Consider the following 22,598-nt stretch of genomic DNA (forward strand, 5'->3'; position numbering starts at 1 on the left):
GGCCGATGTCGTGCCTGGCACTCCCCCTGGCATGCCGGCCATGCCAAGCTGGGCGAAATTGTCCGCATTCAAATTCACTATTGCGAGCGCGGCCCATTTACGAGCGCAAAGCTGCCATCCTCGCGCGCCTCCACTCCAAGCCCGAAAGTCGCGCCCAACTGCCGCGCGAAGGCTTCGGGATCCGACCGCCTGAACGCCCCGGTCACTTTCATCACCCTGCCGGACTGCACTTCATAGAGAACAGGCACCGGAGTGGTTCGATTGAATTCTGCGACGGCTGCACCGATTTCCACACCGTCAAGAATCAGCATGTCGTTTGGCCATTGGCTTTGGGCGGCAGCTATCTTTGAGGGCTCGCCGACTGATCCCCGCTCGATTGTCGTTGCCTGCCCCGCAGCCAGTTCAAGCCGTTTGCGCCCTTGGTTCGCGCCGGCTTCGCGCACTTCCACCGCTCCCTGCAACAGAGCGACGCGTACACTGGCCTGGGTCAGTTCGACATCGAACAGGGTGCCATGGGCGATAATCCTCCCCGCTCCGGCCTCGACGATGAATGGACGGATCTCGTGGGCAACCGAAAAGCGGGCCCTGCCGACCAGTAGTCGCAACCGGCGCTGGCTTCGATCGAACGAAACCTGCATTCGCGATCCTCGGTCCAAGATCACCGTCGATCCGTCTGGCAACGATATCCGTCTGGGCGCCTGCTCCAGCGATGCGACTTCCATTCGGGAGAGCAATTGAGGGCTGCCGGAACCACGTTCCGCAACGATGAGGACGAGTGCCCCTGCCAACATCAACCCGATGGTCGCGGCCGCGTATTTGCGAAACGCAGTTTGGAAGACCCACGGCCGAGCGGCGCCCAGATTTCGGTTCCTGACCGTTGCCGTGCTGGCGAGGAACATGACGGTGTCGAACGACCTCACCCGTTCCTCGTAGGCTTCGGCATGAGCGGGAACTGCATACCATGCTTCGAACTGCGGCCGAGCCTCGCTAGCACCGGGTCCGCGCATTCGAGTGAACCAGTCATCTGCGTCTTGCTCCAGGCTCATTCGGTCCCCATGGACTTTTTTATCCTCCGTCATTGCTCAAACGGCGGGTTACGTGCCCGATCGCACGGCTCATGTGCTTTTCAACGGTCTTGACGCTGAGCCCGGTACGGGTCGCAATTTCTCCATAGGTAAAACCATCGAAGCGGTGCGCGAGGAAGATTTCTCGGGTTCGGGGCGCAAGCTCCGCCATGATTTCCTCCAGCCTAACCAACATGTCGCGGGCCTCGGAAGCCGAGACGCCATCGACACCCGTGATCGGCACGTCATCGGAGCAAACATGTAGGTTAGTACAGCGACGTCGGCCGTAGCGCGCCTCGCTGCGGATCAGGTTGATCGTCGCCTGCCGCAAATAGGCATCGGGAAATTCGACAGCCAATGGATTGCCGTCTCGCCTGACTGCCAGGCGGGCGAAAAGTTGCTGCACAATATCGGGAGCGTGTTCTCGCTGGATATGCCGAGTGGCAAACCGCACCAGCTTGTCACGGTGCGACCTGTAAAGTCGGTCCAGCCAATCCCCTTTGCAGATCGGAACGCGATCTTCCGGAGGCAGCGGATCACCTTCGTCAAGAAATCGAACAGGCGAAGGGTCGTCGTCGATCTTCAGGCACATGCTGGCACCCCTCCTACCTGAAGAAGGGCGTGAACTACGCGCATGGCGTGCGCGCTCATCTTGCCCATGACCATGGGCTATTCTCCTGACGGAGACCGCTCGGCGAATGCCGAGCGGGACCAACCACTTGGAATCGATTACCGGCGTCTTTAGCCCGGAGGCCTGGACATTCACGCCAGCGGCCCGGATGCGTACACCGAGCGATTTTTCCTGAAAGGCGGTTGGTTCACCTTCACGCCGAATAGCGGCGTGCCAAGAGAATACGGATCAACGCACGCAAAGCAAGTGGCCGTTTCCACAAAGATGAGACGCAAAGAAGACCGGGCGTGAGGGTTACCGATGGCTTGAGCCATGGGCCGAGGCCTTTAGTCATGATCAACCTGGACATGCGCTTCAGCCACCCGGACAGTTCCAGATCGCCGACCACGACAAAAGCGACAACTGTTGTCGCGTCTAGTGGAAGCCGAACCATTGGTTCCGTCGCGTTAAACATCGACTGCCGCCACAATCCCGTTGCTTATGACAAAGCATTGGACCGAAGTCCCATTAAAATATGTTCAGATCGGCTCCTGCCGACAAGAGTTGCCTCGCATTGAAATCAACGCCGTATTTTAAAAAGCCCATTCCCCACGACAATAGGCCCGCAACTGCGATCTAACGATCCCCGCATGCCGACTAAGGTTTTGGGCCGGTCTGCGCGGCTGCGAAGATTTCGGCTAATACCATCGCGGCTGCTTCTGTCACACAATTCGGCTATCCCATGGCCCGCTTCATGCAGCTTCAGACGGTGTCGTCAAAGACAGAATCTAGGCGACAACACAATAACCCTCGTGGCGAGGAAAATAGCACGAGGCATCAAATCTCGGAACGAGAAGCATCGCTCCGGCCCCGACGCCTGAGATTTAACATACTTTGTGTTATCATCCCGGATGGCTGTAGGCGGCTGCATTCAAGATTGAAGTGCGAATTCCGAGGATTTTTGAGCTGTACGGCCAGTCCAAGGAGCTATCTCAGGGATAGCTATCGCTAACTTCGTTACGATGAGCATGTCGCCGCTTTCGCGGCGGCCGCAAGCTTTCACGAATTGATAGGATCGCTGACCCGGCCGAATAGCCTTTAATCCAAACCCGCCGCATGCTTAGCGGCAATGAAACCAAAGACCAGCGAGGGTCCAATGCTAGCCCCTGCCCCGGGATATACATTGCCCATCACCGACGCCGTCGTCACACCGGTCGCATAAAGTCCTGCGAATGTGCCCCCATTGGCCTTAATCACGCGTCCCATCTCATCCGTCACGATCCCTCCGAAAGTGCCGACGTCTCCCGGTACGACCGGCACTGCGTAGAACGGGCCGCGATCTATGGTTCCGAGAGAGCTGGCGTCCGAATACGGGTCCCCGACAAAGCCGCAATTGTCGTAAGCCCGCTCCCCACGTTGGAAATCCTCATCAACGCCCCGTTCGACGAAAGCATTCCACCGAGCGACCGTTGCGGCCAGCGTGGCCGGGTTAATATCGAGGCGGCGTCCCAGCTCCTCGATCGTATTTGCGCGGTGGAGATATCCTGCTTCGATCCAGCCTTTGGGAATAGTCCTGTCAATGAAGTTGTCGGCGACCTTGTAGCGTTCAACGTATTGCCGATCGAAGATCGCCCAGCTGGGAACCGCTGGTGTTACCCGGCTGCGCTTGAGCATGGTTTCGCAATAAAGCTCATAGCTGCCACCTTCGTTCATGTAGCGGACCCCGGTTCCATCGACGAGGATCGCATGCGGCTTTCCCGTCATCGCCTGGGCGCCAGGCATGACATAGGCCTTCTCACTGCCCGGAGCCGGTGTCATCTGGTAGCCCACCATCTGGTCCATTTGGGCTAGGGTGCCTCCAATCCGAACAAGTTCGCTGTGCATGTCACCCGTGTCCCCTTCGCAAGCCTGCGACCATACCGTTCGCGTTCCAGGAATGAATTTGTCTCGCATCTCCTGATTGCAAGCGAAACCACCAGCGTTGACGAGAACGCCCAGGCGGGCGGCGATCCGCCATGGTTTGCCATCTCGAACCGTCACAATCCCGGTGACGGTTCCTTCGTCGACGATGAGTTCGTTCACCGGCGTCTTAAGGCGCAGATCAGCACCGGCTTTCGCAGTTTCTTTCAGGAGACGGCCCTGCAGGGCGGCGCCTGCCGTGGTGTATTTTCGTCCGAGGAGCATATCGCGCGCCGTTCGCACGATGATGCGCCTCATAAGCCTGCCTGCAGCCTTGTTGGTCCTGGGGTGCCCCTTTGTCTCCATCCCTTCAACAAGGGTCACGTGATACTCAGCAAATCCTCGCCGCAACAACCGCCGCAACGACCCAAGCTCTTTCAGATCAAAGGGCTTTGCCACGACGGTGCGAGAGTTTTTGCACCCACCGGGAAGCTCATCGTAGTAATCCGGCCAAGCAGAGCCACCGCGTTGCAGCTCAATGCCCTGCCCGACCAGGAAGTCGATCGCACGAGGCGCCTGGGTGACATAGGCGAGGCGCTTTGCGGGTGAGGTTCCTGGAGCGGGATTGCCGTCCAATTCCTGCAGGGCATCAAGATATGTCGTTGCGGCCTCTATGCTGTCTTCGTCACCGTCCGCCAACATGAAGCGATTGGCCGGAATCCACATAACGCCGCCCGACTTCGCCGTGGTACCTCCAAAGACATCGGTCTTTTCGAGGATCACAACCGACTTGCCCGAGTCTCGCATGACGAGGGCAGAACTGAAGGCGCCCGCGCCGCTGCCGACAACAACCCAGTCGAAGTGTTCGTCAAACTGACTCATAATGCCTTCCTCGCCGCTTCGTGCGAATTTTACGCGGGAAAGGATCGCTCCGCCAAGGCACCGGTGATGTAGGGCTTAAGTATTCTATCGATTTGTAGGTAGGTAGTCGCGGTCAACGAGGTCGTGGAGTTTCCCCAGGATCGACGCCAAGGCAGCCTGCTCCTCTTGAGGTAATGCTCGAAACCGACGGGCAAATGCCGCTTCGTCGGAAACGGCATGGGTCGTCTCGTCCGACATTGCTTCGCCCGCTTCCGTCAGTATCACTTCCAGCGCACGGCGATCCCCTTCCTGCCCTCTGCGGCGGACGAGCCCAAGGTGCTCCAACCGTGCAATCCGCGCCGAGAGCGCCGCTGCAGACACATGGAGCTTTGCTGCAAGATCGGTTGATCGCAGGACATCGGGCGCGGCGATCCTGATGGTTCCCAGGAGCGCGAGATCGGCGGCGGAGAGCCCGGTAGACCGGACGATACGGTCGATGTCCGTGGTCAGCATCTGCGCCAAGCCAAGAACATGCCACAGGGGCCCGATGAAGCCTGGGTCGAAATCCACCCCCTTCCTTTCGTAGAAGCTCTGTGCCCTGCGCGCATCGCGATCTGGCACTTGTCGCCGTGTTGATGTCACCTGGCTGCCCCTCTTCTGCAGTACAAAGACTGTCCTTATATGGAGATCGTAGCGAAACGGGGAAGACAGGCACATGTTTGTCGAGATCGGCGGAATTCCGCAGTGGATCGAGTTCGAGGGAGAACGCGACGAAAATCCCGTCCTGCTGATTGTCCATGGCGGTCCAGGTGCATCATCCTTGTTTACTCGCGGTGGCTGGGGCCCGTGGAAACGCCACTTTACCCTAGCGTATTGGGACCAACGCGGCGCAGGAAGGACGTACGTCGAAAATGGGCCGGAACATTGTCGGCCGATGAGTTTCGCGCAAATCGTCTCCGACGGCCTGGAAGTCGTCGATTTCATTCGGAGCCAAATTGGTCCGCGGCAGATCTTCGTTCTCGGTCACAGCTGGGGATCGGCCGTAGGCATCCACATGGTGAAACGCAGGCCGGATCTCTTCGGTGCATTCGTCGGGACGGGCCAACTGGTCAATTTCCGCGAGAATGAGAAGCTCAACCGCGCCAATCTTTTGCGGTGGGCGCGCGAGCAAGGGGATGCGGCCGCTCTGTCTACGCTCGCCGAGATCGGAGAGCCACCGTACGTCAGACTGCAGGATCTGGCGACCGTTCGTGGCCTTGGGGACAAGCTCGTCGGAGGGGCCGGCGACGCTGTGGCGCCCAAGCCTCCGGTCCGACCTGCCAATGTCACGCCGGAGGACCGGGAGGCTGTCGCACGGGGATTTCAATACTCGTGCGGTGCACTGATCGACGACCTGTGGGCGATCGACCTTCCTGCGCTTGGACTGGATTTTGAGGTACCGATCTTCGTGTTCATGGGGACCCATGATCCGCAGACACCGTACGAACTTGCCGAAGATTACTTTGGTCGGCTGAAATCACCCGCCAAAGGTTTCGTCCGGTTCGAAGGCTGCCACCACTTTGTCCACATCAACCAACCGGATGACTTCCTGCGCGAACTGCTCGCCCACCTCCAGCCTTTACTATCTGACAATGCAGGAGAGACGGACCGCCGAAACGCGACCGAATTCTAATATGGTCAGCCATTTTCCGTCGATCGCCGGGCTCCGTCAAACCCGCGCCACAGAGAATTGACTTCAGATACGAAGCCGTCATTGCAGATCCGTAAGAGGCAAGGCCTTGCCTACGAACAGCTCCAGGCTTTTCCAGCCAATCGCCGGAGGCAATCCGCCCGTCAGCGGAAGTAAGGCGATAGGACCACGAGAAGCCAGCTCCGCGCATTCAGGGGGCGTCACGACCTGAACCACTCCCGACGCTCGCACCGCCTCCATGGTCAGGAGCCCATGCATCGGAGAGTGGGAATCGTCCGCACTCCCGCTGATCCGGGCATACTCGCGCATCTGGTGCAATATGTAGGGGCCGATATCATTCCACCCCTGCTCGACGTCTTCCGCCACATGTACCCCGATCGCTGTCGTCATGATTGGTCCGACCGACCTGCCAAGGTCGCGGCAAGCATCGTGATAGACTGGAAGCAATTCCTCGTTCATCGGCCAGAAGCCGAGCCCGAAGCGTGCGGCACGCAGGGCCGACGCGCGGACTCCGCCACCTACCAGCAGCTTGGGTTGCCCCGGCGGAAGAGGCCGTACGAAGACTTCACGATCGCCGTCCATGAACCGCTCGCCGGCAAGTGCGCGCACCAGAATTTCCAGGCCATGATCCAGAAGCTCGCCGCGGTCCCCGAATGAACGCCGGAAGGCTGCGAACTCATGTCGCGCGCAACCCGCCACGAGGATCGTATGTAACCTCCCTTGGCAGATTAGGTCGGTCACTGCGATCTGTTCGGCGATTTTCACTGGATCGTGAAGCGGCAGGACGATGGCGCCAAGAGTGATCGCAATCCGCTCGGTGCGGCCGCCCGCCGCAGCGGCCAAGAGCGAAGGCACCGGGATATAGCCGTCTTCTGATGCATGATGTTCGGACAGGGTCACATTTTCGATGCCGTTCTCGTCGGCATAGGCAATCATGTCGAGGGCCTCTGCGTAGAGTTCTGCATGGGACGTGCCGAACGGTGCCGACCTCATGTCGAAGCTCAGCGATGATGCAAACATGGATCCTCCCGACCAACCGTCAGGGACGACCTGGACCGAACGGGTGGGGGCATTCAAGAGCGGGTTGTTTAAGGCCTTAACGGCCGCCCGCCTTTTGCAGACAGTGTGTGATTGCCTCCGCGGGCCTAGAAAAATCCTGCCTTTTGCAACCGTGCTACCGAATGGCGAGCAACTGGCGGTGGATTCAACGGATCACCGCAACACCTTTAATCTGAGAGGATGAGGAGGTGAGCGATGGTGGTTTCACGGATCTGGTTCACGTCAGCACAGAAGGTCGAGCTGTGGGAGCGGTGGAAGCGGGGAGAAAGCATTTCATCTATTCCACGGGCGCTGGAGCGGCGTAACAAGTCGGGCGTTCAACGGATCGTAGCCCTGCATGGCGGGATAGCTCCGCTACCACGTTGTAGAGCTGCTTCAGCGTTGAGGCTCAGTGAACGTGAGGAGATATCCCGCGGGATCGCGGCAGGGGGCTCGATCCGATTGATAGCGGGTTCGCTCGGACGATCTCCTTCAACGGTTTGCCGGGAAATCGGGCGTAATGGCGGTTTGCAGACCTATCGCGCGGCGCGTGCGGATGAATTGGCCTGGGATCGCGCCCTGCGGCCGAAGCGCTGTTGGACGGCCGGCTACGTTGGCGCGTGGCGCAAAAGTTGGCGCTGTAATGGTCGCCACAGCAAATTGCGGGTTGGCTGAAGCGACAATATCCGGACAATCCAGATATGCGGATATCCCACGAAGCGATCCATCGCAGCCTCTTCATCCAGTCTGGCGGGGTGCTCAAGAAGGAATTGACCGCGCATTTGCGCACCAGGCGCCAGATGCGCCAGGCCAAAGGGGCGAAGGGCAGGCATGGTCACGGCAAGATCCTTAACATAGTCTCCTTTCGCGAGTGGCCTGCTGAAGCCGGGGATCGCGCTGTGCCGGGGCACTGGGAAGGAGATCTGCTCGTAGGCGCGGGCGACACGCGCATTGCTACTCTGCACGCCCCTCAACGCTCGCTCAGCCCCGCCCTTCGCCGCAGTTCGAGCACGCGCAAGACCCGCCTCCACTCTTCAAGGACATCCTTCTTCACCGGCCGGGCGACCAGGCGCGCAATCCGCCTAAGCACAAAGCCCCTCGCCCCCGCCTTGATCATGATCCCGCGAACCTCATCCTCACTCCACGGCGCCCATTCGCCTGCGACAGTCAAGAGATTGGGCGCGAAGGCGGGCAGGACCTCATCGACCAGGATTCCCTCAAGCTCCCCGTTATGGTAAGGCGAAGCAGCTAGGAAATCGGCTATCCGGTAGGCCGCATCGACAGCGTCAGGAGCCCAATGACGCCGGACCCACGCGACGCGGCGGTCCATCATCTAGGGCCGAACCCACGCGACTTCTGCGATCCCGACCTGAGGCTGGGATCAGGAATGAGTTCTGCCCCGCCTACCGAGGGGATCAAGATCAAACCTCGGGATTTCAATTGATCGAGTTGCTCAGCAAGCCTGCATTGCATCACCGCCTGCTCCACCCGCGAGCACCTCTAGGGGGCAAGTAGCCTTATTCACCCAGCATCCGGCTGACGGCCCACCATAGCGCTGCGAGCAATGCGGCGCTGGCGACTAACCGGCGAACGAGCAGCTCGGCGCCCCTCCCTCGCAGCAAGAGCAGCAAAGGCATGACGACTGCCACAATACAGAGTTGCGCCAGTTCGATGCCCACATTGAAGCCCAGCGTCGCCATCACCGTCTGTGATGTGGAAAGATCAAGCTCACGGATCGCCGTCGCGAATGCCATGCCGTGAACCAACCCGAAACCTGCAGCGATCCAGACCTCTCTGCGCGGATAGATCGGCAACAGCGCATGCGCGGCCGACACCGCGACAGAAAGCGCGATCAGCACTTCCACGCCCTGCCCTGCCGCAGGCAGAAGCCCCAGCGAGGTTGCCAGCAGCGATAGAGTGTGCCCACCCGTGAAGGCCGTGACGCGCCACACCGTGTTTGCCAGGACCCGGCGATTGTTCCGCTCGGCAATCCAGCTGCCGTTGCGGGCAAATAGCGGCGCCGTCAGCAGCAGAGTGACAAGGAAGGCTATGTGGTCCGCCCCTTCCGCAATGTGCTCCATACCCAGCCCGAACATCGAGAGCAGCGCAGCAAGGCTGGTCCGGCCAGCTCCTCCGACCGTGATCGATCGTTGATCGCCTTCCAGCTTTCCCAAGACCCGGGGGTGGCCGGGCAATACGCCGCCCTGCCAGTCTTGATCCACCGATACGATCGCCGCATCCGGGATGACGTCCCTGATAATGACATCGTAGCCGAGCCTTGCGCTTCGTGGATCTTCGCCTGCCGGAACGCGACCTTCGACATCTACGATCCAATTGCGTGCATTCGCTGCAGGTTGCTGAACGGAAAGCACCTTGAGCTTCCAGGCATGCCCGCCGCCGCCCACCAGGCGCATATTGTCGAGCACATAGGTCTCGACCGCCCTTCTGTCCGGAACCGGATAAGTCACGAAACCCCGGCCTGGATCGGCCATCCTTCCAGTGGAGATCAGGGCCATGGCAAGCCGGTCGAAGGGCAAGGTCAACCGTAACAGCCACCGGCCTTCGTGCATGCGGACCGCCACGCCGGAATCAGGCATCGCGTGTGCTGATGCCGGCGAGGACGAGAATGCTGCAAGGAGGATCGCCCAGATGAGAACTTGCAGCCACCGGTATCGATGGCCGCTCTGTTCCGGTTGCGGCTTAGAAACTGAAATTGCCGCCATAGTCGTAAGTCTTGTCCCGCCAGACGGTGTGGTAATGGGTGGCACTGAACACGACACCGCTCTGGACCGAAAACTCAATCCAGATGCGCGGGCCGTCGATCCGCATGTAGGATCCCTGGGTGGCCAGGTCGGAATAGTTGGACCACGAGATATAGGTGCTCCCCAGCGCCGTGCCGGCGACATAGGCATCGTATTGGCCGGTACCGTTGGCATCGCTCGCATACGTCGCGATTGCCGCTTTCACGAGTTCCTGCTGGCTGGAATCGAGGGCCGAGACGGCAATGCCCGACTGGGTCGAAGGATATTTGCCGTCGGCCTGCGGGCCAACCACGAGATCGCTGACAGAGGTGGACAGCTTTGCTGCCGCCAGTTGGCTGGTGCTGAAGGAATCCAGTACCGCCTTCATAGCATCGTGCTCAGACGCCATCGGCGTGAGGGTCGAGCCTCCCGACGTGTAGCTCTTGGGTTCCACACCAACAAAATTGGGCGTCAGGCTGACCGGTGCGTTGGATGCGTCGAGGGCATAGAAGAACGTGTAATGGTGGCCGGTGAACTCGAGGATCCAAGGCGAACCGGTGGATGGCGTGCCAAGAAACGAGATGTAGAAGAGATCCTCGCCATAATCGCTGCCGCCGCCATTATTCTTGAGGTACTCGTCGGCAGCGCGCAGATTCGCCATCGTCGTCTGGCCCTGGGTCGACAGAACCCCGGCCAGCAGCGCTTCCGCCGCCTCCTTTTGGGTGTCGGTCAGGGCTGACAGAGCGATGCCATGGCGGGCCACGAACGTTGTCGGCAGGTTCGACCAGTAGTTCGTCGCGTTCGTCTGGCTCAGGGTATAGATGCTGGATGTCTGCTGCGCGGTGCTGAGCGTGGCGAGGTAATTCGCTGCAAGGCAGGTGACGTAGGCTCCCTGCCCGCTCGTCGCCGAGCAGGTCGAGGTCGTGTAGGTGCCGGAACTTGTTGACGAGCTGGTGGAAGTACCCGAACTCGAGGTCGTCGAGGACGATGTCGTAGTTGAACTCGAAGTGCTCGTTGTCGAGCCAGAGGAAGAATCGTCGCCGCCGCAAGAGCTCAGAATCAAACCCGCGCATGCTAGGCTGGTTACCATGAACGCGCGGCGCGCGTTTCTCACTCGGCCATAAACGGTCGCTTCCATCAATCCCTCCAACCCACCCGGCGTATCGTCGGGCTAAACAGTCGCCTTTCGTCGACTTACGGTTGATCGATTGCGGTCAAATTTCTCGCAAATTGCACAGCCCGCTTTCCAATGCCTGCAAGCATACACCTCGTGACGAAGCGTAAAAGCCGCACGCGCACGGCATCCGGAAAGCTTCTGGCCAACTGTAGACGGGGCTTATTTTGCAGGGCTTCTCCACCTCGATCTTCACAGACGATCGAGGTAGGGGCTGGGCACTAGGAAAACGGCGAAGGATGCCGCCCATGTTCTAGGAAATGACCTTCTCTTCTTGCAACAAACAAAGGAAGGCAGGGTTGAGGCGGTCACTCACCGTCTTCTGAACGCGGCCAGATCGCCCGCACGATGGCACTATCGCCGGATATTCTGCCGTAAGGGATGGAAACGCGGCGCGATCGTTACTTTTGCATCCACAGATCCAGGCTCTCGGCAGACCTTGCGATGCAAAGGACACCGACTGCGCAGAGGAACGCGAATGGCACAACGCCGACGAAACCATGGAAGCATTGGACGAGATCGCCGCCCCTCCAGTACCACGCCAATGCAAGGGGTATGCTGGTGAGCCCCACCCCCAAAAAAATGACGGAACGGCGCGGCAATTTGGTCGCATTGGGAACCCACGACCACAACAAGATCGACGGGCGGACCATGGCGTAGGCGCCCATCAGATAAAGCCCCCATTTCCAGGCCCGGGCAGGAAAATTTGCGTCAAAATACGTTCCAAAGGGCCCCATATAGCCAATGAGCGCGGCGAAGATCGCCATTCCGCAGAGTTCTATCAGGATGACGCGCATCTGCCTCACGCAGCTTTGCTCCCGTCCGAGCTCGGTCGGCCCGACCGGCTTAGCTGACCGGCGCCCGCGATCGATCCGCTATCCTGTGCAGACATCGACGATACTTGCTTGGGCGAGGACCTGTTCGGGTTGACTGGCAAGAATGAGCTCTCCGCTCCACCCCATTCCTCTGGGACGGGAACACGTTCGAAGAGCTGTGCTCACGGTCAAAAGAAGCCCCGCATCAGCCCGATTGCGGGCTGGTATCCCTTGAAGCTCGCGGCAAGTCAATATCGATACACTCTGTTCCTTTATGCTGCAGCGATATGCGGCGCTATTGAGGTCACCAACTGTCGGCGCCGCGAATGATGCGGTCAACGAGGGAGCTCGCCACCGCTCTTGCTTCATCTTCCTCAAACGGATCGGAGTCCGGACGCATTGCAATCGTTCCGCCGGTGACCGCCATAACGAGGTCTGCGGCGCCTCCCGGATCTCGCATCTGGTAGCCGCGCGCACCGCCACACTCGCGTATCGACGCCGCGATCAGGCCATGTAGATTTCGATACCCTTCCTGCTGGTGCCCTATGAACCCCGTGCTGGCCGAACCCGAAAGTGCCCCTGCCAACTTTGTGATCGCCCGCACTTCGGGCTTGGTGGCCCAAATCAACATCGCGGATACATAGCTCACCAGCTGTTCAACGAGATCGCTGGAGAGGGCTGGGTCGCGAACCGTATTGACCTCAGACCATGAAGCAATCTTGGTGTCGATCACGGCTTGAAGGAGGTCCGCCTTGTCGGAGTACCGCTTGTAGAGCGTTGTTCGTGGCACTCCCAACCTCGTCGCGACCGCGTCCATCGAGGTCCCCTCGTATCCCAGTTCCAGGAACAGGCTGGTAGCTTCGGCGATAATGGCCTGGGTGATCTTGAGGGATCCATCGGCAGGCGGACGTCCCTTTCGCCTTGGGGCTCGCTGATCCGCCTTCTCCATTGCCACTTGTCCCACTTCGTATCGCACCTTCGTCCCGCCCATAATCCTGAGATATGGTACCGCGCCTGTCGTAACCGATTTGAAGGCTCGCACAACCGCCGTTCCCGGTGGTTTGACATGACTGAGACTAATATTATTGTACGCTCAGTAGCGTTCATGCCAAACGCCATATCCACCATCCAGGGATATCTCGGTCTGCAGGTGAACGAAGAGGACCGTCTTCGCCCGGGTTAAACTGCCAGCCCTCTTTCAGCGATCCCCCAAAGCCCCTGCAAGGGGATGGCCGGCAGGTCATCTCACAACCCAAAAAGCTGGCCCGGTTGCGACGGCCGACCGCAAAGTGCGATGAAGGATCTATCCATGAAGGATGCTCAACTGGCGGCAACGGAGAAGCCGCAAAGGACGTCGAGACCTACAGGGAAAGGTCGACCCAGCAGGGAGCAGTCAGCCGCACTCACGGCATTGATCCTTCACGTCGCCGCTGAGAAATTTCTCGCAGAAGGCTTCGCGCGCGTTTCGATGGAAGCCATCGCGGCTACCGTCCGGGTCCCCAAAACGACACTTTACAAGCGTTACCCGGACAAGATTGCACTATTGGATGCAATTTTGCGGGACCGCGTATCGGCATGGTCTCGCATAACCACGCCGCTCACCCGGAACGTGGGTAAGGATTTTCGCACGCGGATCATCCACCATGTCGCCATTATTCTCGAGTGGATGACCAAGACCGAAGTCCGTGCTTTCACCGATCTCATGCGCAGTGCCGCGGGGCGCGCGCCAGGCGAAGTCAGCACAGACTTTTTCGGATTCATCGACATGGTCGCAATAATCTCGAAGGAAATCGAGCTCCACGGTCCGAGTTCCGGCATCAGAGCAAAAGACCCCGAAGCCGCCTCCCGGGCCATCATGTGCATGATTTCAGGCTGGATCCAGATACATGGAATCGCGGGCCCGCTCGCTCCCAAGGCCGCAAAGGCTGCCGCGGAGCAAATAATGGATCTTCTCCTACGCGGCAGCGAGGCCTGGTGAGCCCATACCGTTTGCAGAAAAGGCGGTGCGGACCCACAAGGGCCACTCCATATCGGACTTCAAGGCCAGCAAGACTGCCCCTGCTGAAAGACACCGGGGCGTTTTTGACCCGATGGCTTCCTGCTAGAGCCCGATGGTTTCCTGCTAGAGTTTGAACGATCCCGAGACGCCGTCCGCTTCAGCCGAGGGCGCCACCCAGACCTTGAACGTTCCTGCCTCGAAACGCCGTGTGTGATCGGCATCCATGATTTCAAGATCGGCCTTGCGAAGCTGGAATGAAACACGCTGGCTTCCTCCGGCCGCGAGCTCGATCTTGCGATAGGCCTTCAGTTCCCGGACAGGCTGGGTTAGCGAAGCGGTGACGATCTGAACGTAGAGCTGAACAACCTCGGTTGCCGCTCGGGCGCCACGGTTTGATATGAGCGCTCCAACCGTCACGCCATCATTCGCCGAAATCACAGCTATGTCCTCATAAGCGATATCGCCATAGGTCAACCCGTGACCAAAGGGGTAGAGGGCCGTGTTCGACAAACCGATGAAGCGGGTCGTGAAGGGTGTGTAGCGCTTGCTCTCGGCGGGACGCCCGGTCGGCTTGTGCGCATAATAATATGGCAACTGACCAGGATCGCGCGGAAAGCTGACCGGCAGTCGACCCGACGGGCTCGCTTTGCCGAAGAGAATATCCGCGATCGCATGCCCGGTCTGGGCACCCAGGAACCAGGTCACGAGGATTGCGGAGGCCTCGGCGACGGCGCCTTCGAGGACCAGCGCGCGGCCGTTCTTCAGCAGGACCACGATCGGCTTGCCGGTGGCCGCTACGGCTTCGGCGAGGCGTTGCTGCGGTTCCGGAATGACGATCTGGCCGCGCGACGATGCTTCCCCGCTCATGCGTTGATGTTCGCCCAGCGCGAGCACCACGACGTCTGCCTCCTTGGCCGCGGCGACAGCTGCTTCGATCCCGCCATCGAGCGGAATCGTCGTCGACGAGCCCTGAGTGACGGTGAGGAGCGTCGGATCCGACATGGCCGCGCGCATGCCCGTCGCGAGATCAACACATTCCTGGTCGGTTCCGAAGACCGTCCAGGGCCCGACGAGGTCATGCGGACCTTCGGAAAAGGGCCCGATCAGCGCGATCTTCTTTCCCGACCGAGGAAGCGGCAGAACTGTCCCCTCGTTCTTGAGCATGACAATCGACTTGCTGGCCGCTTCGCGCGCAAGCGCGACATGCGCTGGCGTACCTGTTACCTTTTTCGCTCGCTGCAGATCGAGCCGCCGGAACGGGTCGTCGAACAGCCCGAGGCGTTCTTTGACGGTCAGAACCCGCGCGACAGCCTGATCGAGCCGGTCTGTCGGAACCTCACCTTTCGCGACCAGATCGGGCAGATGCTTGAGATATATACCCGATGCCATGCTGAGGTCGACACCGGCCATAATGGCGAGCCGGGCGGCGTCTCTCTCGTCGCGGGCAATACCGTGCTTGATGAGTTCGAGGTCGCCATTGAAATCGGAAACAACCAACCCCTCAAAACCCCATTCCTTGCGGAGTACTCCGTCAAGCAGCCAGCGATTGGCATGGCAGGGAACGCCGTTGATCTCGTTGAACGCCGCCATGGTTGAAAGTGCGCCAGCATCGAACGCAGCCTTGAATGGAGGCAGATACGTTTCGCGCAGTCGGAGCTCGGACATGTCGACCGCATTGTAGTCCAGTCCGCTTTCACCTGCACCGTAGGCGGCAAAATGCTTGGGACAGGCAAGGATAGCGTCCGCGTCTCGCAGCGAACGACCTTGGAAGCCCCTCACTCTGGCAGCAGCAATGTCGGATCCAAGAAGGACATCCTCACCGCTTCCCTCAACGCTGCGGCCCCACCGGGCATCGCGGGCGATGTCGACCATAGGGGCGAACGTCCAGTCGAGACCGTCCGCGCTGGCCTCGATGGCTGCAGCACGCGCCGTTCGTTCGCACAACGATGGCTCGAAGCTTGCTGCTTCCCCAAGCGGGACAGGAAAGATCGTACGATAGCCATGGATGACGTCGGCCCCGAAAATGAGCGGTATGCCCAGCCGGGATGCCAGCGCCGCCGTTTGCATCGCCCGCGAGGTTTCGATGCTGCGGCCATTGAAGATCCCGCCGACCAGTCCCCCACGGACCTGCTCGCGTTGGTTGTCGACCTGCATTTGAGCCTGCGCCGGGTTGTGCGCTGCAACGGCCGCTCCGGCATAGGCTGCGAAAGCCAACGTGAGCTGACCGGCCTTCTCCTCGAGGGTCATGCGCGCGATCAACGATCGCACGCGCTCGGAGGGCAGCGAGACGGGCTTTGTGAGCCCAAACGCCCGTCCCGGACTGGACATCCAGACGGCGACCATGCTGCTGCCCAGCAGGAAGGCACGACGCTGCAAGGTGCACGAGTTCATTCAACTGGTCTCCGTATCTCTTATTTCGTGGAAGTTACCGCGAAGCTGGCTCCGAACCTGGAGGTCGAGTCCGTGCCTACCGCGACATCGAAAGTGCTCGCGTCTATCGTCCAGTCACGCTTGCCGGCATTCCAGTACCGCAGCTCCGCTGGTCCGACCCGGAACGCAATTGTCCGCCTTTCGCCGGGCCCAAGAGTGACCCTGGTAAAACCTTTGAGCTCGCGAACCGGGCGTGCCGAAGTCCCGGAACGCTGATGCAGATAGAGTTGCACCACCTCATCGGCGGTGCGCTTCCCCGTATTCGTCACATCGGTGGTGACCGTGACGCTCTCGCCCGCGGCGATGGCGGAGCGATCGACCTTGATGTTGGAGTAGGCAAAAGTCGAATAGCTGAGGCCAAAACCAAACGGGTAGACGGGCCGGTTTGTCTCGTTCGAATAGCGCCGATCAGCCAGTGTCGGCTCGTGCGAGGCCAGATGCGCGTAGATCAGGGGGACCTGGCCCACGTTACGCGGCCAGGTGAACGGGAGCTTCCCTCCAGGGACGGCCTCTCCGAATAGAAGATTCGCCGTGGCCTCTCCGCCGCGTGAGCCGGGATACCACATATCGAGGACTGCCGAAGCCTCGGAGCCCTTCAGGTCAAGCGGCCTACCGTTAATCAGAACGACTACGACGGGCTTGCCCGTCGCCACAACGGCTCCAAGGAGTTCCAACTGGCGGCCGGGGAAATCGAGATTGGACTGGGAGGCCATTTCGCCAACCATGTTTTGCGGTTCACCCAGCACCACAACGGCAACCTCGGAGGCCTCAGCGGCTGCGACTGCTTCGTCTATCCCGCTGTCATCATCGGCAGGTTCAGGGCGCTTGATCGTCTTGTCCATGCTGTCGATGAATGAGCGGTTGATCCGCTTGGGGATCTTGACGCCCGGTGCGAACCTGACCGCCACAGTCGGTCCCGCCTTCGTTCGTATGCCCTCAAGGATGCTCTGCGATGCCGGCGCGTTGGCTGCGAACACCCAAGGCCCGTTCGTGTCAGCCGGAGAATCCGCAAGGCCGCCGATGACAGCGATCGAATGAAGGGATTTGCGGTCGAGCGGCAGGAGGCCACCATCGTTCTTGAGGAGAACGGCCGACCGCTCTGCGGCCACACGTGCAGCGGCAAGACTCGCCTGGTTCCGCAGGACGGACGCTGCCTTCTTCACGTCCACGAAAGGCCTTTCGAACAAGCCGAGCCTGATCTTCGCTTCGAGAACCCGCTCCACCGCCTCGTCAAGTCGCGCCATATCGATACGGCCTTCCGCAACTGCGGAGGGCAGGTTCGCAAAGGCTGCCTCGCCGAACGTCATCTCCATGTCGACGCCGGCCTCGAGCCCCATGGCGGCAGCCTGCTTTGTATCGGTGGCCATCCCGTGGACCGCGAGATTTAGAACCGAGTTGCCGTCGCTCACCACCCAGCCTTTGAAGCCCCAGGTCTTGCGCAGAACATCTGTCAGCAACCATCGGTTTCCCGTCGCGGGAATGCCGTTCAACCCCATGTATGCGCTCATGAGGCTGCCCGCTCCGGCGTCGATGGCGGACTTGAACGGAGGAAAATAGACGTTCCACAGCGCGCTGTCGGACAGGTCCGCCTCATCGTAATCGCGACCGCCAAGAGCCGCGCCGTATCCGGCAAAATGCTTTGGGGTGGCGATGACCTTGTCGGCGCCTCCGTTTCGCACGCCCTGAAATCCATGGACTTGCGCGGCAGCTATGGCGCTTGCGAGGAATGGGTCTTCGCCTGCACCCTCCACCATCCGGCCCCATCGCGGATCGCGCGCGATGTCCACCATCGGGGCAAAAGTCCATTGAATACCGACCGCCCTCGCCTCGGCTGCTGCGAAGGCCTGATTGCGCTCGATCATGACCGGATCCCAGGACGCGGCTTGCGCGATCGGGACCGGAAATATGGTAGAAAGGCCGTGCACCACGTCGAAACCGAAGATCAGCGGGATCTTGAGCCGGCTCTGGCTGAGCGCGATGCGCTGAAGGCGGTTGGCCTCCTCTGGATTGCTGACGAAGAGAAACGAACCCGCACCGGTTGCGGCCCGCCTTTCGGCCAGTTCGCGACCGTTGCCTTCCGCCGAGAAATTGTAAGTGACGATCTGCGCCGCCTTTTCCTCAGGCGTCATGCGTGCAAGGAGCGCCCGCGCCTTCGCCTTGACGAGCTCCTCTGCCGGCGCCGCATCACGCGTTTGCGCGGCAATGGGATTGGAAACCTGAACCACGCCTACCGCGCCGAGCAGCAGCATTGTTCGCATCAATATCTTGCCGCGCATCATCAAGATCTCCCGAGACTGGATCCGCGGCACGCCAGGGGAGGTAGTGCGCCGGCGATAAACAAGAATGGATGCCGCCCACCGGTGACGGCGCGCAGCATCCATTTCCCCGACCCGGCGATCGCTACCGACACCCCGGAAGCAATCGCGCAGAACGGTCGGACGCTTAGAATTTCTTCGAAATGCCGAGCTGAACCATGCGGCCAAGCGTGAAGAAGTTCGTGTAACCATTGTCGCCCAGGTTCTTGTAAACCGGGGGATCCTGGTCGAAGACATTGTTGACGTTAAGCGTCAGGCTCAAATCCTTCAGCCAGACGCTGTCGGCCGGTACGTCGTACTTGAAGAACAGGTTGACGGTGTTGAAGTCGCCGACCTTGTCTTGCGGCAGGTTTGTCGAACGTATTACCTTGAACCCGCTCGAATGATTGAGCGTTGCCTGCGCGCGGAAATGACCGATGTCCGCACCCAGCGTGGCCTGCAATTGCAAACGAGAAATGTTGTGGCCTGGATCGAGCTCGTCGACAACGTCGGCGCCCGGCCCAATGCGGGACTTTCGGCTAAGCTGATAGTTGCCCGAAACAGCGGCATCGACTCCGCCAAAACCGGTCGCCTTGCGATAGTTCGCAGAGAAATCGAGACCGCTTACCTTGAGGTCGCCGTAGTTACCCGAGCGGAAGTCGACGAGCTCATAGATGGCGCATGTCGAAGCCGGTGTGCTGCCGCTGCAGCGCGATGCGATGATCGGCGCGATAACCGAATTTCCATCTGGCGAGAGCGCGGCGAATGCCTGGAGCTGCGCAACAGTCAGACCGTCGGGATTGCTTACCACGTTGTTCGGGAAGTCGGTAAAGATCCCCGAGTTTGGCGTCGGGATCTGCAGGCGATCCTTGAAGTCCACGTGGTAGTAGCTGAGGCTTGCATGCAAGCCTTCGATGAACGGCGGATCGATATCGAAGCCGAACGAGTAAGTCTGCGCAGTCTGCGGCTTGAGGTTCGCAAGCGATCCCTGGACCGCGATCGTTCCGGTAACCGACGGGGTGTCGCCCGGCCGAATGAACGCGTTGATCGGATAGTAACTCGTGGTGTTTCGCAGGGATCCCAGTTGATCGACCGGTGCCGGTGCATTGAACGAGGTGCTGAAATTACCCCGCAGTGCGACCCAGGAAACGGGCTTGTACGTCAAGCCGAACTTAGGGTTGGTTGTCCCCCCGAAATCGCTGAAGTGGTCGTAGCGGACCGATGCCGCCAGCGTCAGGGCATAGATGCCGCCCATCCGGTTGCCTGCACCGACGACAGGCACCTGGAGCTCGCCGAAGAGCGAGTTTACGTCGCGACTGTAGGGTGTGTAGGCCTGCGAGGCGATTGCGCCGACCAGCCCGTCGGTCGGGCTGGTGCGCTGTTTGAAGGCGTCGTGCAGGAACTCGTAGCCGACGGCAAGCTTAACATCGCCGCCAGGCAGCGTCAGGAGTGTGCCATCGAGGATTGAGCGCGCATTGAACACTTCATCTTGAGCCTGCCCCGCCTGCTCACCGTTCGCCACTTGGCGAATGAGGTCCTGATTGGGCGTTGCGGCGGGGTCGTAGAAATTGATGGCGTGCTGCGGATCGGTCGCCGAACCTGCTGCCGTCAACAGTGACTGAACCAGCTGCTGCGTATGGAATTCGCTGTTGCTCCGGCTGTAGTTCAAGAGCGTGCGAAGTTGCCAGTTATCATTGAGGCTAGCCGCGAACTCGATGTTCGCACCCCATTCCTGGAACTCACTCGACGAGCGCGCGCTGTTGGTACCAAGCAGCGGTGCGAGCGTGAAGAAGACCTGCTGTGTCGCGGTCGATCCCGCCGAGACAGGCATGTAGAAGGCCTGCCGCGTCGTGGCCGATTGTCCGAGCTGAGGAATGGCGGACTGACCGCCCGTTACAGTCGCGTACCCGCGGAACGGCGAGAACGAGGTGGACTTGCGCTCGCCATAGAAGGCCTTGGCATCAACCGTGAGCCAGTCGCTGAGATCCTGATGAAGACCGGCAACCGCGCCGTGGCGCGTTGCCTTTGGCACGAAACTGCCGTCGTCGCTTTCGTCACAAGTATTCGAGGTATTCGCGGCAAGGCCGGGAAGCGCGTAGTTGGTGGTGATGTAACGGATGCCGCCGGTAGCGAGGTAGTTCATGATGTCGAACTGGCTCAGCTGGACGTTACCGGGATTGCAGGAAAGACCAGTGGCCTTGCCCGTATTCCAGTCGATCTTGCGGATGTAGTCGCGATCGCGGCCGAACAGTGAATCGTTGTGCTGGTAGGAATAGGCCAGATAGACCGAGCCCGTCCCCCAATCCTTCCCGACAATGCCGTTCGCCGACACCTGTTGGTAGTTGTCCGCAAAGCCGTAGCGAGCATCAACCTGGAGGCCATCAAAGCGCTTGCGAGTGATGAAGTTGATCACGCCGCCGACCGCGTCGGCACCATAGGTAGCCGAGCCGCCGTCAGTCACGATTTCGACACGCTCGATTGCGGCGGCCGGAATGAGGTCGGGATCGACCGCATTCTGCGTCACGCCGACGGGGGCGATGCGGTGCCCGTCGAGAAGCACCAGCGTCGAGTTCGACGAAGCCGTCGGGATATTGAGATTGCGAAGGTTAGGCCGGACGACCTGGAGCTGGTTCGCGGCGATGGTCAGCTGCTGGTTCGGATCGGTATTGAACAGGTTGGTAACCTGCGGAACGGTCGCCAAAAGCTCATTCGAAGTGGTCGCGCCGCTCGATTGAACCTTGTCCTGCCCAACGCTGATGATGGTCGACCCGACAGGGGCCGCACCGCGCAAGATCGTGCCTGTGACAATGATTTCTTCAACGGTCGGATTCTCGAGCCCGCCGCCCGAAGTCGCCGTGTCAGAGCTCTGTGCGTAAGCCATGGCCGGCGCGAGCGCGAGCGCCGCAACTCCGGCTAGCGCGCTGATGCGCACTTGATTTGAAACGGAATTCCTCATTTTCCCCTCTCCCTGTTTCCCATTCCCTCGGGTTTCAAAAATTCGATTGAACGCGCCTTGAAAGTCACCCGCCTCCAGCGCCTTGCGCCGCTCTTCCTCAGTGAGCTGCGCTCCGCGACAACAAGCCCTGCATGCGCAGCCAGGACGCAAATTCATCCATCAGCATCGTCGTCGTCGTGCCTGGAATGCCCGCTCCGAAGCCATGGCCACCGCGCTGGTAGGCATGAAGTTCGACCGGACGCTTTGCCTCCTTCCAGGCTTCGGCGATCGGGAAGCCCATGCTTTTGAACAGCGGGTCGTCGAAGGCGATTGCGTCAAACATCGGCGGCGCTTGTGTCGGCACTTCGACCCGCGCCTGAGGCCCATAGATGTAGCCGATGAAATCAGGGCCCTTGCCCGGCGTTGCCGTCAGCACCGCGTTGAGCGTTGTCATAGCCCCCGCGGAGAAGCCGATCATTCCGACCCGGCCTGCGTCCACCTTCCACGTCTTGGCGCGCGAGCGCACGAGATCGAGCGCGGCCAATGCATCCGCCGTCGCATCGGGATTTTGCAGGGTCGGCATCCGTGAAGGATCGGCGAGGCCGTCCTTCATCTTGTGCGCCATGAAAATGGCCGCGTCGCGCTCGCCGACAGGTGTCGGGATCAGTCGGTATTTCAGCACGAAGGCGGCCACGCCATGCGCGGCGAGGAAGCGGGCGATAGCCCAACCCTCCTTTTCCATCGACAACGCCATGAAAGCCCCGCCAGGCGCAATGATGACCGCCGTACCGTTCGCTTCGCCCTCTTTGGGAAGTATGGCGGTCAAGGTCGGATGGGAGACATTGCGCACGTTCCCATTTGCCGCCCAGATTTCCGCCGAGGCGCCTGCACCGTCCTTCGGATAAAGCGGGACCGCTGCCGCCTCGTAGGGCTTCGCAAAATCGGGCATTTGCGCCAGCGCCGGCGTCGCGGCACCAAGCGACAAGAGACAGGTGATAGTCGACAGAAACCTGCTCATACGTCCTCCCTCACATTTCATTGGGGCGCA

18 protein-coding genes are annotated in these 22,598 nt (G+C 60.3%); 3 read left to right on the forward strand and 15 right to left on the reverse strand.

Going from position 1 to position 22,598, the window contains the following annotated elements:
- Positions 1-77 precede the first annotated feature (77 nt).
- The 4 genes from WBP07_RS21605 to WBP07_RS21620 all read right to left on the reverse strand — a co-directional run bounded on the left by WBP07_RS21605 (position 78) and on the right by WBP07_RS21620 (position 5,151).
- A complete protein-coding gene (locus WBP07_RS21605) occupies positions 78-1,046 on the reverse strand; it encodes a FecR family protein (protein WP_395396474.1) in 969 nt (322 codons plus the stop codon).
- 19 nt (positions 1,047-1,065) lie between these two features.
- On the reverse strand, positions 1,066-1,656 hold the full coding sequence (locus WBP07_RS21610) for an RNA polymerase sigma factor (RefSeq protein WP_395396475.1): 591 nt from the start codon (positions 1,654-1,656) through the stop codon (positions 1,066-1,068).
- A 1,116-nt stretch (positions 1,657-2,772) separates the two neighbouring features.
- On the reverse strand, positions 2,773-4,455 hold the full coding sequence (locus WBP07_RS21615; RefSeq protein ID WP_395396477.1) for an FAD-dependent oxidoreductase: 1,683 nt from the start codon (positions 4,453-4,455) through the stop codon (positions 2,773-2,775).
- Positions 4,456-4,539: 84 nt separating this feature from the next.
- Complete coding sequence (locus tag WBP07_RS21620) at positions 4,540-5,151, reverse strand: MarR family winged helix-turn-helix transcriptional regulator (protein WP_395395929.1); 612 nt, start codon at positions 5,149-5,151, stop codon at positions 4,540-4,542.
- Between WBP07_RS21620 and WBP07_RS21625 the strand changes: the two genes are divergently transcribed.
- Entirely contained in the window at positions 5,150-6,106 is a 957-nt protein-coding gene (locus tag WBP07_RS21625; RefSeq protein WP_395395930.1) for an alpha/beta fold hydrolase, read from the forward strand. The genes WBP07_RS21620 and WBP07_RS21625 overlap by 2 nt on opposite strands.
- Before the next feature lie 78 nt (positions 6,107-6,184).
- On the opposite strand, the gene WBP07_RS21630 is transcribed toward WBP07_RS21625, so the two are convergent.
- Positions 6,185-7,144 carry an LLM class flavin-dependent oxidoreductase gene (locus WBP07_RS21630; protein WP_395395931.1) on the reverse strand — a complete coding sequence of 320 codons (960 nt, stop codon included), beginning with the start codon at positions 7,142-7,144 and terminating at the stop codon, positions 6,185-6,187.
- Positions 7,145-7,378: 234 nt separating this feature from the next.
- Here WBP07_RS21630 and WBP07_RS21635 point away from each other — a divergent pair, with 234 nt between their 5' ends.
- Entirely contained in the window at positions 7,379-7,837 is a 459-nt protein-coding gene (locus WBP07_RS21635; RefSeq protein ID WP_395395932.1) for a helix-turn-helix domain-containing protein, read from the forward strand.
- On the opposite strand, the gene WBP07_RS21640 is transcribed toward WBP07_RS21635, so the two are convergent.
- The 6 genes from WBP07_RS21640 to WBP07_RS21665 form a co-directional block, all read right to left on the reverse strand.
- Positions 7,771-8,001, reverse strand: a complete 231-nt coding sequence (locus tag WBP07_RS21640) for a hypothetical protein (RefSeq protein ID WP_395396518.1) — start codon at positions 7,999-8,001, stop codon at positions 7,771-7,773. The genes WBP07_RS21635 and WBP07_RS21640 overlap by 67 nt on opposite strands.
- A 131-nt stretch (positions 8,002-8,132) precedes the next feature.
- Positions 8,133-8,495 (reverse strand): hypothetical protein, encoded by a 363-nt coding sequence (locus tag WBP07_RS21645; RefSeq protein WP_395395933.1) that lies wholly within the window; start codon positions 8,493-8,495, stop codon positions 8,133-8,135.
- Positions 8,496-8,679: 184 nt separating this feature from the next.
- Positions 8,680-9,885 (reverse strand): HupE/UreJ family protein, encoded by a 1,206-nt coding sequence (locus WBP07_RS21650; protein WP_395395934.1) that lies wholly within the window; start codon positions 9,883-9,885, stop codon positions 8,680-8,682.
- The gene (locus tag WBP07_RS21655; RefSeq protein WP_395395935.1) at positions 9,863-11,041 is read right to left on the reverse strand and encodes a DUF3500 domain-containing protein; all 1,179 of its coding nucleotides are present in this window, start codon (positions 11,039-11,041) and stop codon (positions 9,863-9,865) included. The genes WBP07_RS21650 and WBP07_RS21655 overlap by 23 nt, the downstream gene beginning before the upstream one ends.
- A 437-nt stretch (positions 11,042-11,478) precedes the next feature.
- Positions 11,479-11,883: a hypothetical protein gene (locus tag WBP07_RS21660; RefSeq protein ID WP_395395936.1), complete on the reverse strand. Its 405-nt coding sequence runs from the start codon at positions 11,881-11,883 to the stop codon at positions 11,479-11,481.
- Between the two features lie 313 nt (positions 11,884-12,196).
- Positions 12,197-12,841, reverse strand: coding sequence for a TetR/AcrR family transcriptional regulator (locus tag WBP07_RS21665; RefSeq protein ID WP_395395937.1), 645 nt, complete (start codon positions 12,839-12,841; stop codon positions 12,197-12,199).
- Positions 12,842-13,201: 360 nt separating this feature from the next.
- Between WBP07_RS21665 and WBP07_RS21670 the strand changes: the two genes are divergently transcribed.
- Complete coding sequence (locus WBP07_RS21670) at positions 13,202-13,870, forward strand: TetR/AcrR family transcriptional regulator (protein ID WP_395395938.1); 669 nt, start codon at positions 13,202-13,204, stop codon at positions 13,868-13,870.
- Positions 13,871-14,014: 144 nt separating this feature from the next.
- Here the strand turns inward: WBP07_RS21670 and WBP07_RS21675 are convergent, their stop codons facing one another.
- The 4 genes from WBP07_RS21675 to WBP07_RS21690 form a co-directional block, all read right to left on the reverse strand.
- Positions 14,015-16,282 (reverse strand): glycoside hydrolase family 3 N-terminal domain-containing protein, encoded by a 2,268-nt coding sequence (locus WBP07_RS21675; RefSeq protein ID WP_395395939.1) that lies wholly within the window; start codon positions 16,280-16,282, stop codon positions 14,015-14,017.
- Between the two features lie 20 nt (positions 16,283-16,302).
- Positions 16,303-18,600 (reverse strand): glycoside hydrolase family 3 N-terminal domain-containing protein, encoded by a 2,298-nt coding sequence (locus WBP07_RS21680; protein WP_395395940.1) that lies wholly within the window; start codon positions 18,598-18,600, stop codon positions 16,303-16,305.
- Between the two features lie 163 nt (positions 18,601-18,763).
- Complete coding sequence (locus WBP07_RS21685) at positions 18,764-21,571, reverse strand: TonB-dependent receptor domain-containing protein (protein ID WP_395395941.1); 2,808 nt, start codon at positions 21,569-21,571, stop codon at positions 18,764-18,766.
- A gap of 97 nt (positions 21,572-21,668) precedes the next feature.
- On the reverse strand, positions 21,669-22,568 hold the full coding sequence (locus WBP07_RS21690; protein WP_395395942.1) for an alpha/beta hydrolase: 900 nt from the start codon (positions 22,566-22,568) through the stop codon (positions 21,669-21,671).
- Positions 22,569-22,598 lie beyond the last annotated feature (30 nt).

Source organism: Novosphingobium oxfordense (assembly GCF_044029435.1).
Taxonomy (GTDB): Bacteria; Pseudomonadota; Alphaproteobacteria; order Sphingomonadales; family Sphingomonadaceae; genus Novosphingobium.